Annotated in this window: 4 protein-coding genes; all 4 read right to left on the bottom strand. The window is 66.8% G+C overall.

What is annotated here, in order from left to right; genetic code table 11:
• Positions 1 to 516: 516 nt before the first annotated feature.
• The 4 genes from QCD66_RS21345 to QCD66_RS21360 all read right to left on the bottom strand — a co-directional run bounded on the left by QCD66_RS21345 (position 517) and on the right by QCD66_RS21360 (position 12,783).
• Positions 517 to 7,383 (bottom strand): polymorphic toxin-type HINT domain-containing protein, encoded by a 6,867-nt coding sequence (locus tag QCD66_RS21345; RefSeq protein WP_375737019.1) that lies wholly within the window; start codon positions 7,381 to 7,383, stop codon positions 517 to 519.
• A 90-nt stretch (positions 7,384 to 7,473) separates the two neighbouring features.
• On the bottom strand, positions 7,474 to 10,770 hold the full coding sequence (locus tag QCD66_RS21350) for a DNRLRE domain-containing protein (RefSeq protein WP_407566755.1): 3,297 nt from the start codon (positions 10,768 to 10,770) through the stop codon (positions 7,474 to 7,476).
• Positions 10,771 to 11,785: 1,015 nt separating this feature from the next.
• A complete protein-coding gene (locus QCD66_RS21355) occupies positions 11,786 to 12,073 on the bottom strand; it encodes a hypothetical protein (RefSeq protein ID WP_375736992.1) in 288 nt (95 codons plus the stop codon).
• A 35-nt stretch (positions 12,074 to 12,108) separates the two neighbouring features.
• Positions 12,109 to 12,783 carry a response regulator gene (locus QCD66_RS21360; protein ID WP_375736993.1) on the bottom strand — a complete coding sequence of 225 codons (675 nt, stop codon included), beginning with the start codon at positions 12,781 to 12,783 and terminating at the stop codon, positions 12,109 to 12,111.
• Positions 12,784 to 12,790: the final 7 nt, after the last annotated feature.

Raw genomic sequence — 12,790 nt, forward strand, 5'->3', positions numbered from 1 at the left:
TTCTCTCAACCCCCCTTAGTGCCAACGCTTGAGCATCAGGCTCCTGACTTACAGAGTCGTAGGGAGACCCGACAGGAGCGAAGAAAGATTCATCGGCGGCTAAGTACTGCCCTCTCCTGGATTGAGCTGCTGCCACTGCCTCGTCTCGCGGCAACGGAACATGATCCAGTGCCCAAGCGGCAGACCCGTCAGGTGTCAGCACGACCGGCAACTCACTAACCGGCAAGTCGAGACGGACCGCTGCTGCCGCGAGCCTAAGCAACCAGTACGCCCCCAACGATGCATCAATATCGCGGCGTTCGACAGCAAGAATTGCAGCCACAGCACTGATCTTTAGGTCGGATATCCGTTGAGAGCGATCAACGTTCCTCAGCGGGCTAACGGCCGATTCTACCGACTCGAACAGCGCCTGCCACCACTGAGGTGACGCCCGTCGGGGGAACCGAGCACGCAGCCACTCACCGAGCGAGTCGAGCGGGATCACCCGAAGTTCCTGCAACTCTGATCGCGTTTCCACTATGGAGCCCTTCCGCCGTAATCTCTAATAGCTCTTAGTGGAATCCTCACACCTGCCGCACCAAAGGCGTCCACGCCTCGCTGAATGAACGTGCCAGCACAGCTAGGACACGGGGTATAGTGGCCCGTCATGTTGTCGAACGATGTCACCGCACCGTTCCGGAACGAGATCTGCCCTGCCGCCATAACAGGAGCACCACCCGAAGCTACCGTGTGATGGATACCGCGCCCCGCAGCAACCATATTCAGGTTTCCTCCCTCCCCCACTGTCCAGAGAAAATCCCCGCTTCCCGAGGCTGCGCGCGAGAAGCCAGAAGTACCCGCTGCAACAGGCGAAATGCCCGCAAAATCTGCTTCCATCAGCTCTAGCGACAGATCCCCAGGTCGATTGTTTGGAACTGGCCCGCAGTTGTGGACCAGCACCGGCTGGTCACCGGCGATCACATAGTACGTGTGGATGTCGGCAACGGTGAGGTTGTGTACGGTGGCGATCTTGTCGTAGGCGACGATGTCTATGACGCGAACCCGTGCGCCGTCGGGTGTCAGTAGTTCGTCGCCGGCTCGCAGGTCGATTGCGTCGCGCCAGGCGTCTTGGCTCGCTACCCAGAAGGGGTGGTCTCCGGTCGCGGTGAGGATCTCGTCTCGATCCTGCGTCCCTACGGAGTCAGTGATCACCTTAACGAGGGTCTTGGCACCATCGCCGATGATGAGCGCGGTGACCGGCTTGGTGGCCGTAACGCCGGTTTCGGGGTCCGTGGCGAGAACCTCGTCTCCGATGGCCAAGGCGGCGATCGGCTTCGTTGTTCCGTCGGCCATCAGGACGAGTGTGGTGGGGAGGAAGCTGTTATTGCAGCCGGGGGACTTGATTCCGACTCGGCCTCCTGCGGCGAGTGAGGCGCCGGCAATTGCGCCCTTGGTCCAGCTTTCGGCTGCGCCTTCCCAGTCGCCGTTGGCTACGTGTCCCCAAGTGCCGAGCAGTCCGGCGTATGCGTCGTACACCGCCACGACTGGGCTGATCAGTGCCGTGACGTAGTTGGTTCCGAGGGTGACGGCGGCTTCGGTGGCGAAGTCGGTTATGGACATCCGGCCGTCGAGCACGGCTTTTCCGTTGTTGATGGTTGATGTCCAGCCGTCGACGACGGTGTTGACCGCCGCTACGAAGGGGTCGTAGGTGGATTGTTTGACGCCGGAGTAGATCCCGCTTCCGACCTTCTGCCACCATGTTTTGTTGTTCTTGTTGTTTTTGTTGGTGTCGCCGATGTTCGGCCAGACGGTGACTTCGGTCGGTGGTTCTTTCGGTGCTGGTGTCGGTCCGCCGCCGTCGCGTGACGCGGAGAGGTGCTTCAGTCCGGTGGGGTCGCTGTAGGTTGCCGGGTTGTTGTTGCTGTAGGCGTAGCCGTGCCATTGCTGGGGGTCGGCGTGGTCGATGATGGGGTCGACTGAGATGAAGCGGCCGATGGCGGGGTCGTAGTGGCGGGCGCCGATGTGGGTGAGGCCGGTGTCGTCTTTGGTGCCGCCGACGAAGCCCTTGTCCATGACGGTGGGCCAGGTGCCGCTGGTGGTGCCGCGTTCTTCGCCGAAGGGCAGGGTTCGGCGGCGGCTGGCGTTGAGGGTGTTCTTGTCGACGGTGGCTTCGGCGGTGCCGTGGTGGTCGGCGGCGAGCCAGTTCAGGTTTCCGCTGTTGTCGCGGACCGCGATGGTGCCGGCGGCGCCGCTGTAGTAGCGGGTGGCGGTTGCCGCTGCGGAGTTGTCTTTGCGGACTTCGGTCCCGCCGGGTAGGTAGAGGGTGGCGCCGGTGGGGTCGCGGCGGATGAGTCGGTTGCCGTCGGCGTCGTAGAGGTAGGTGGTGTCGTCGGTGCCTTCGGTGACGGTGTCGAGTTTGCCTTCGTTGTTCCAGGTGAGGGTTTGGGTGCCGGTGGGGCCGGGTCGGCTGGTGGTGTTGCCGGCGGCGTCGTAGGTGTAGGTCTTTGTTGCCGGGTTGGGGCCGGTGGTGGTGATGCTGGTGACGGTGTGTGGTTTCGATCCGGCGGGTCCGCCCGGGGTGGGGTGTTGGTAGGTGTGGACGGTGTTGGTGGTGGCGTGGCGGGTTTCGGTGAGTCGGTTGCCGGTGTCGTCGTAGGTGTAGGAGTGCCAGTAGGGTGCCGGTCCGCCGAGTCCGGCGACGGTGCGGGTGGCGTCGCAGTCGTTGCTGGACGGGGTCCAGGCGTTGGTGAGTCGGCGTAGGTGGTCGTAGGTGTAGCACTGGGTGTCGGCGGCGCCACCAAGCGGCGTGTCGGCGATTTCGGTGAGGTTGCCGGCGTGGTCGTAGGTGTAGGCGAAGTCGAAGACCGGCGGCTTGGCGTGGGGTGTAGCGGTGGAGGTGGTGCGGCGACCGGTTCGCTCGTCGAAGCCGTTGCTGATTACGAGGGGTGTGCTGCTGCCGCCGAGTTGTTGCTCGATGACCTGGCCGAGCTTGTTGTAGGTGACGCCGGTGTAGACGAGGCTATGAGTCGTCGACATCAGGCTGTTCTCCAGGCCGATGTCGTTGTAGAGGTGGGCGAGGTTCTCGCTGGGCAGGCCTGCGGCTGCGGGTAGGCGGCTGGTGGCGAGGGATCCGTTGGGCCGGTAGGTGACGCTGGTCGTGTAGGTGCAGGGGGTGAGGGTGCCGGCGGCGCACAGGCCTGTTTCGGAGGCGGGGATGGTGACGCTGCTGCCGGTGGGTCGGCCGGCTGTGTCGTAGCCGTTGACGCGGGTGGTGTAGGCGTTGGTCGAGCCGGCGGGTTCGTAGCGGATGGATTCGGTGAGCTTGCCGATGCCGTTGGTGAGGGTGTCGTAGACCCATTCGGCGCGTTTGGGGCCGGTGGTGGAGCCGTCTCGTAGGCTGGTAGGCCGGCCGAGGGTGTCGTAGGTGTAGGCGAGGGTGATGTTGCGGGCGTCGGTGCGGGTGACGGGTTGTCCGGCCGCGTCGTAGGTGGTGGTGTTGACGCCCTGGTCGGGGTCTTCCTCGCTGATCTGCCGGCCGAGCTGGTCGTAGGTGTAGCGCCAGGTGTTGCCGGCGGCGTCGGTCATGGCGACCAGTTCGTCGCGGCGGCTGTAGGTGTAGCTGATCGAGGTGTAGGTGCTGGGGTTGGTGCTGCCGGCGTCAGCGCGGTTCTTGTACTGGCGCAGTTCGGTGGTGCGGCCGAGTGCGTCGACGATCGTGGTGGTGGCGGTGCCGCCGTCGGGTGGGGTGACGGTTGCGCGGTCGCCGTGGTGGGCGGTGACGGTGCGCCACTTCTCGGTGAGGGCGATCTTGAAGATGGCATTGGTGAGCCGGCCTGCGCCGTCGTAGACGTTCTCGGTATGCGCGGGTACGACGGAGGCGCCGACGCCGCCGACGAGGATGGGTTCTGGTGCCGTGCCGCTGCTGTCGTAATAGGGGACGGAGGCCCACTCGACCAGGCCGCGGGAGTCGTAGACGGTGTCGGTGATGATTCGCCCGCCGCCGGGTGCCTGGGTCTGGGTCTGCCGCTCGCGGAGCAGTCCGTCGTAGAGGGTGATGGAGGTGGAGTAGGTGGGGCTGACTGACGGGGTGAGCTGTTTGCTGATGACGGCGGTCGGCCGTGTGGTGTGAGGTAGGTAGGTGAACTCGGCGTTCGGGGCGTTGGGGTAGGTGGCCTTCGCCCGGCCGGGGCCCCAGACCTTCAGTAGCCGGCCGAGGCCGTCGTAGGTCATGTCGGTGCGGGACCCGTTTTCGCCGACGATCGTCGCGGGCAGTTTCCAGGCCGGGACCATGGTCGTGGTGGCGGTGTGGCCGGCCGCGTTGGTGACCTTGACGGTCGTGACCGGGCCGCTGGTCGACGGGGTGAACTCGGTGGATGTGACCCGGCCGAGGGCGTCGTAGGCGTCGGTGGCGCGGCCGTTGGCGTCGTACTCGGTGCGGGCGCTGGTCGTCCACAGCGGAATGGTGCCGGACCAGGACGAGATGTTCTCGACCTTGGCGACGATTCCTCGCTCGGGCAGGTCGGTGTCCCAGTCGTTGTTGACGTCGTCGTAGGTGTTTCGCGTCGAGGCGAGCATGTCGCCGGGCAGTGTCGGGGTGGCGGCGCAGTTGACACCGAGGCGCTCGGTGCGCTTGACCCTGTCGAGCATCCAGTTGTTGGCGTTGCGGGCGTACCAGGTCCGGGTGCAGACGTCGTCGCTGGTTGTTGCTTCGTCGCCGAACTCGTCGGTCTGGGTGGGCAGGTTGTCGCTGTTGAAGGTCGTGACGCTTTTTGTCCAGCGGGTGCTGCCGTCGGCGAGCTTGGTGCGGGTACGGGTGGTGCCGGTGTTGACCATCCAGGCGTTCAGCGGCCCGGCGGTCGCGTTCGGGCCCTGCTTCACCGGGGTGTAGATGGTGCCGCTGATCCAGGGGCCGTCGTCTCCGAGCAGGGTCGTCTGCTCGCGCAGCATGCCGGAGTAGGCGTTGTGGTCCTCGATGCCGGTGCCCTGCGAGTCGGTGATCCACACGTCGCGGGTGCCGGAGGGTTGTTTGTCGCCGTCCATTCCGCGCAGGTAGAGGTATTCGGTGGCGGACTGGACTCCGGATTCCAGGCCGGTGCGGACCTGGACTCGGCTGTAGCCGCGGTAGTCGCCCCAGGTGCGTTTCTCCGGTTCGACGAGTTCGGAGTCGTCGTAGCGCCAGGCTGGGGTGTCGAGGTAGTCGTAGTTGGTCTGTTCGTGGGTGAAGCCGCCGGTGTTGTCGTAGACGTCGATTCGGTTCACGACGTATTTGTGGAACCAGTCCAGCGTCGGTTCCTCGCCGGGCGGTCCGTAGTACTGCGGGAAGCACCGTTTGGTGTTGTTGTGCTCGGTGGGCCGGTTGCTGCGGGTGCATTCGGTGGACGAGTAGCTGACGGCGATTTGGGCGCCGCCTTCGGTGGTGATGGTGTTGATCCGGTAGCGGAACAGGTTGGAGCGGCCGTCGTGGGGGCCGTCGACCCGGTTGGCGAGCGGCTCGGAGCCGGGGTCGAACACAGTCTCCGGGTCGGATACCTCGGATCCGCCGGCGGTGGTGACCTTGCCGGTGCGGGTGATGCCGGCAAGCCACATCGGCTCGCCCTCGTTTCCACCGGACTGCAGGTAGGTGTGGCGCAGGCGCCACGACTCGACGTCGTTGTAGGTGTCGCCGCTGCCGGAGTAGACCTGGCTGCGGATCGTGTCGAGTCGCTGGCTGGTCCAGAATGTGGGTGCGGTCTGGGTGGTGCAGGGGGCGGCGGCGCAGTACTGGTCCCAGGGGGTGTCGACCCACGACGCGGCGACCGGGTTCGAGCCTGACCAGCAGTTGGTGACGCAGCGGTCTTCGGTCTCGAAGAGGACCTGGGCGGCGGCACGGGTGGTTGACGGCGCGTCGGTCCGGTTGCCGTACTCGACGCGGGTCAGGTGGCCGCCGCGGTCGTAGGTGGTGCGTTTGTTGACGTCGTCCTCGCGGGCATAGGCGCCGGTTTCCCGCTCGTAGAAGTAGGTCATGGTGTTGCCGTGCGGGTCCACGACGTGGTCGAGGTTCCACCGCCAGGCCTGCGTGCGGCGCGATCCGGGGAAGTTGCCGGCGGTGTAGCCGGGCTCGTTCGGGTGGTTGCCGTACACCGGCACCGTCCACACCGATTTGGTGGCTGTTGAGCCGCTGGAGCCTCCGGGGCCGGTGTTGCGGCCGAAGAAGTACTGGGTGCCGTCGGTCGTGGTGATCTTCCAGTACTCGCCGTCGTCGTCGGTGTTGGCGAAAGAGGTGTTCTTGAGCAGTTCGACCTTCGACCCGTCGTCGCTGACGCCCTTCCACGTGTTGCCCGTCGACTTGACCAGTTCGGTGGCCCGGCCGTTGAGCGACATGGTGGCGTTGCCGTCAGGCTTGCCCCAGCACAGGTCGCCGCCGTGGTAGGAGGTGTTGTTCGGGGTGACGCCGCCGACTGCGGTCTTGTCCGTGTCGCACGGCTTGTACTTGCGTTCGATGTAGCCGGGCCACATCTCCCAGCCGTCACCGATCCACGACCCTTGGGTGTTGGTGCCACCGGTACGGCCGTCGACCGAGCCCGAGGAGTACGACATCTGCAGCGTCGGTTCCGGCCCGCCGACACCGGGCACGACCCGGATCGTGTTGGACCAGGAGAAGTCGCCGGTCTGCTGCGACACCTGCCACTTGCCCGCCGCGGACAGGCTGGTGGCGCTGTAGTCGCCGTTGTCACCCGAGGCGCTCGAGGCCAGCGCCACCGCGGACGCCCCGGTCGCCGACAGCGGCACCACAGCGGACACGGTCGACGACGCCAGGTCGTTGGTGCTGTCCAGCGGCGTACCGTCGGGAAGGGTGACCAGCCGCAACCGGCTGGCCCAAGCGCCGCCGTACGCTCTGGCGAACTTGCTGTAGTCCACCCGCACCGTCACCGCACCGCCGGCGCGCACGTTGTCGGCCCGGCCGATCCGCAGCACGACCCCGGGCACCCCGGCGCGGGCCGCGCTCGCCCGATCCGCGACCTGGACCGTGACCCTGCCGACCGACGCGGACGCCGTGCCGTCGAGGGCGCGCTGGCCGGCCTGGTCCGACACCCCAGAGACCCACACCGGCAGGTCGCCTGCTTTCGCGCCGACGGCATCCGCACCACGGGCGCGGGCAGGCTCGGCAACATCGACGGTCGCGGTGCCGGGTGCGGGCCAGTCGACCCGCGGTGCCTTGCGGACCTCCCGGTCGCCAGCCGTCCACACCGGTCGGACCTTGTGCTTGACAGGGGCCACGGCCACACCTGTGACGTCCTTGCCCTCCGGCGCCCGCCACTGCGAGCCCGGCTCCGCCGAGCTGGGTGTGCCGACCAGCAGGGTGGCGGCCACCCCCACCGCGACGGCGCCACCGAAACGGCGGCTGGCCCGTCCCACGCGCCGCATCACCGCCGCGGTAAACAGCGGCTTACTGCCCACAACGTCCACGAGAATCCTTCCCACTGGTCGAGCCGCAGCGAAGATCAAGGCAGGCGGTCACATGGCCGCGTGAAGCGCAATATCCCAGTCCGCCCACACCAACTGGACGGCGTAGACGTGGTCGAGGTCGCCAACCCACCCGTGCGTGGGGATGCCGTTCCAGGCCCGGCCGATGGCGAAGTCGCCGGTGGCCGACCAGGCGCCGCTGTAGGAGGCCTGTGCGACGGCACCGCCGAAGTCGGGTGGGCCGTTGACATAGATCTTGACCAGGCCGGCGACGGGGTCGTAGACGCCGACGAGGCTGACCCAGTCGCCGGCGACGACGTAGTCCGTGGTGCAGGCGGCGGTTTCGGTGGCGGTGGCCGAGTCGGATCCGGTGAGGGTGAAGCACCAGGCGGTGTCCGGCTCGTTGTCGCCGTTGAGGTCGAGGTCGTTGCGGAAGCCGAGCCGGAACATCGACGTGTTGACGCCGTCCTGGGAGACAGCGGTACGGGACTGTTCGGTGTCGGTGAGCCGGACCCAGGCCGCGACCGTGAAGCCGGCGGGCGCGGTGGTGTTCAGCACCGGCGATGCGGTGGCCAACTCGCCGGTGCCGTCGAGGGTGACAGCGCCCGCGCCGACCCGGCCCGGGCTGGTCCAGGACACGCCGGTGCCACTTAGCGTTGCCGGGCGGGTGTCGGGAACCGAGGCCGCGACACTTCCGGTGTTGTCGTCCAGGTGCCAGTGCCAGGCACCGCTGCTCGGAGCGACCAGGAACCGGTAGATCTTCGGGTCCGAACTCACTCCGACGGAGTTGCGGGACTGTACGGACAGCACGTTGAGGCCGTCACGGGTGGGGGTGACCGACTCGACCGTGGTGGTGCCGACAACCTCACGGACCGACAGGTCGTCCCAGTACACGGTCTTGCCGGAGCCAATGTTGAACCCGTTGTACAGGCGGATGAACGCGTCGGTCGCCGACGACGGGACGGTCATCGCGACCGAGAGCCGCTGCCATCCGTTGGTGATGGAGGCTTTCGGGGAGGCGATCTCGGTGAACGTCGTACCAACGCCGTAGAAGGCGACCAGACGTAGGCCGCGGCTGGCGCCGGTCGCTCCGGACGGGTTCAGGCCCGTCGCGGCGGGAACGTAGACCCAGCCGGAGATTAGGTACCGTTTCCCGGCCTGCATGCCGACGCGCATGCCGCCGTAGTCGCCGCCGACCGTGGCGTAGGTGTCACCGACCGCACCGCCGGGGTTCCCGCCCGACGCCAGTGGGGTGAGCGACAACGAGTCGGTGGAGCCGTGGCCCAGGCTCGTGTTGCGTGCCAGGGCCACGTTGACCGGGTCGAAGCCGGTCACGCCGGTGGAGACCTGCTGCTGGTTGGCCGAAAGCTGTTCGGCCTGCGGGGTACCCGCCGCGACGGTGACGGCGTTGCCGCCGTTGAGTTGGTAGACGTACTCCGTCACGTTGGAAGCGCCGTTCGGCCCGAACGTGAACGTGCCCGCCTGCCCAGGCCCGCCGTTCCAGGTGCCGGCCGACATCTCCGCGTACGGGTTGCCCGAAACGGTCGGCAGGGTCAGGTCGTCGGGAACCACCTCGAACACGAACCAGCCCGAGTAGGCGCCACAGGTCCAACTGTCGCAGGCCCTCACCCGCCACTGGTACGTCCCCGTCGGTAACGCCCCACCCGCCGACGGCACGATCCGCCACCAACGCGCCGACCCGGACGACACACCGGTCACCGTGCTACCGGACGCCGCCAGACGCGTGGTCCCGGCGCTGTTGAACACCTCGTACTCAGCGCGCAGCACCCCGCCGTCAGGGTCGGAGACCGTCGCCCTGATCTGGGGCGTACCCGACCGCACCGCGGCCGGCGAGGCACACGACGTGTAACACGAATCGATCGCCAACCCGGTCGGCGCGTTCGGGGTCCGGTTGTACACCAACTCCACGTACGGAGTGTTCGACGACGCCTCCGAGGAATTGAACTTCTTCCACCCGTCGTGATGGTTCTCGTTCGTAGCCCTCAGACCGACGTTCGCGGTGTGCGACTGGGTGTTGAAGCTGTGCTGGAACGTCTTCTTCACCGATATCTCGACATATCGAGAGGCACAGGTCGACGAGTAGCCCCTGGTCTCATCCGAGGTGCCGTCCAACTCCCGCCACGCCGGCCAACTGTTCCACCGCACCGTGTGGTTCACGAAATCCGTACGCCACGCCTCCCAGCCCGCCTTCGTGCACGACCACGAATGCGTGGGCCACAGGTGCAGGCTTGCCGACACCACCGTCGCCCCCCAGTAGCCGCCAAGATTGTGGAAGCTGAGAAACGACCTGGCCCGGCATGGGCTGGCGCAACCCCGGAGGGCGTCGTTGCTGTAACCCAGCCTCAACTCCTTGGCCTTGGACTCGTCGCTGGAGTACGTGTTCTGCACGAACGCGTCGAATGCCGGGTTCAGGTTGACCGATGGATCGATCGTGACCGGATACTCCACCAGTGGATCGTCGAAGAACGACTCGTCCGGCGTCAGCACCAGATCTGTATCCGACCCGTTCGGCACCATCGACACATCCACGTCCGCCGCATACACGTGGTCCGACAGTTCCGGCGCCACCCGCGCATCCCACATCCGCGCCTGCGACACCACCACCGACGACTGCGACGCCGTCCGCAACCGCAACCCCGCCCCCGAAGCCGACTCCGGCACCGCCCCGTCCCCGGTACGCCACGGCATCGCGATCGACGACATGCTCGCCGCCGCGGCCGCGTTCTTCACCAGGAAGTAGTACTCGTAACCACTCCTACCAACCTCGACCACCAGATCCACACCAGGCTTCACCTCGGCATAGGTCGCCTTCTGCCCATCGAGGACCGGCGCCGGCAACACACCCCGCCACCCCAACTCACTCGCATCGCCCCCGGTGCCCAACTCCACCAGCGAATCCGACTCCACCCCACGCGCACCCGACAACCGCAGATGATGGGCATGCGCCTTTGGCCCCACGCTGCCGTCCGGCTTGACCTCCAACGTCAGATCCACATCGACCCAGTCACCAGACGCGTCACGCGCCCGCACCGGCGCCAGATGCTGCTCCGCCCTAAACGTCCCGTCCGGCAACGCCCACACCCGCGAAATCCCCGACGTCACCGCCGTCACCTCGACCGGCTGACGAGTCCGGTACGCCAACTCCATTGCCGACGCCTCGTCCAGCTCGTCGAGCGGAGTCTGCGACTGGCCCGACGTCTCGGGCGCCGGGACCGGCGGCGCCGCGACCGCAGCAGCCGACGGCAACGACAAACCAGCAACAACAAGGGCCAGGACCACCATCCCGAACGGCCACTTCGGACAACATGACGACAGCCGACCCAGCACCGAGAACCCCCGTGATCGCGGTCAAGACATTCCGCAGCGACGATAGAGATCGACACGAAGTGTGTAAATAGCGATCACAATTCGTGATCACAAATCAGACATCGCCCACCATGACAGCCATCATGATCACTCTCAGACACCTGCACAAATGCCATCAGAAGAACTATTGCCCGATATCCGATTTCGACAGATCACGCGCCGCCGCAGAGCACCGAGTTGCCCCTGCCGGAGCAGGGCAATCAACCTTGACTAGCAACGATCGCAAAAGGTGCGGCCCACCCCGCCACACATTCATCAACTCTCATCGATACTGCGAGTCGGACGGCCGAACTATCCCCAGTCATCGGGTCTGCGATAGCCGACACGTCCGAGCCCCCGGATGGAGCACGAGGCCGACCTCCCACCACAGCCAACGACACAGCGATGCAACCCTGCTAGACAATGCTGGCGACAAGCCCTTCCAACCGCCCCCGAGAGAGTCCTCGAGACGGGGTTCCGTATTCCGCCGAACCCGGAGCACGCTTCCGGCTTCGACAAGAGGTCACAACCTCCATCGCCCCCCGATCAGCACCCCCTTCCCACGGCCAGCGCGAAGACCTCTTCCAAACCGCTCGCCGCCAGCACTGATTCGCCACTCCTGCACCCATCCTGCCCCCAAGGAAACGTTCAGTAGCTCTCCTGCCCCTTACTGACCACTCCCCCACACCTGCCCCTGCCAGGCAGGATAGAGAGCCGTTGAAGTCCTTTCGGAGCCGTTGAGCGCAGTTGTGTCAAGGAACGGTCCGCAACGCTCTGACCAGGAGAAACGCAAACAGCCGCAGGTCGGGCGGAGACGATCCACGCAGGTCAGGCCGGTTGGACGCCGTTCAGCGCCGTTGGAAGCGACCCGCTGCTCCCAATCTGCTCCCTGGTTCCGCTCAGACGGTAGGGATGGCAGGATTCGAACCGGCGACCCCTTGATCCGGATGCTACCGATCCCACGCCCGGCGCTCCGGGCGATGGCCCGGGCCGGCTTTCAGCGGCTTCGAGCGCGGTGTTCGCCGGCGGCGACCCGGACGTCGCGGTGGTCGCGGACCGCCGCGCGTGCCATCCGTGCCAGCGCCGCGAGATCGCCGTCGGCAAGCACGAGTACGTCGTCGAGCACGTCCGGCGGGAGGCACAACTCCTGCGGCCCGTAGCAGTCGTGCCATGCCAGGTCGGCCAGCTCCAGCAGGTCCAGCGCCGCCTCGACCTCCGGCTGACGGAACGACGCGGCGATCCGGGGCAGGCGTTCCCCACGTCGCTGTGCGCTGCCGACCGCCACGTGGCGCCCTCCGATACCTGATCGAGAGTGTCACCCTACTTCGGCGATCCGAGCCCCTTCCTGACCCGGTCGGTCTCGTACGCCCAGATGGCGATCTCGACCCGGTTACGGACGCCGAGCTTGGCCATCAGGCTCGCGATGTGGGACTTGACGGTGCTGAGGCTGATGTGCAGCTCGTCGGCGATCTCGCCGTTGGTGCGACCGCGTGCGACGGCGACGAGGACCTGCTCCTCCCGGTCGGTGAGGGCGTCGACCGGCTGCCTCGGCGGCGCGGCCGGTCCCGCGTCGACGAAGGCCGTGAGCAGTCGGGTCGTGATGCTCGGGGCGATGAGCGCGTCGCCCTCGGCGGCGGCGTGCACGGCCTGGGTGAGCAGGGCCGTACCGGAGTCCTTGAGCAGGAACCCACGCGCACCGGCGCGCAGCGCGGCGTAGACGTACTCGTCGAGGTCGAAGGTGGTGATGACGACCACGGCGAGGGGATCGGCGACCGCGGGCCCGGCGAGGCGGCGGGTCGCCTCGATTCCGTCCACATTGGGCATTCGGATGTCGAAGAGGCACACGTCCGGGCGCAGGTGCCGGGCCAGCTCGACGGCCCGGCCGCCGTCGGCGGCCTCGCCCACGACCTCGATGCCGGGCTGGGCGTCGAGGATCATCGTCAAGCCGGTACGGACGATCTCCTGGTCGTCGGCGACGACCACGCGGATGGCCATGAGGCGA

The organism is Polymorphospora sp. A560, from assembly GCF_045781765.1.
GTDB lineage: Bacteria > Actinomycetota > Actinomycetes > Mycobacteriales > Micromonosporaceae > Polymorphospora > Polymorphospora lycopeni.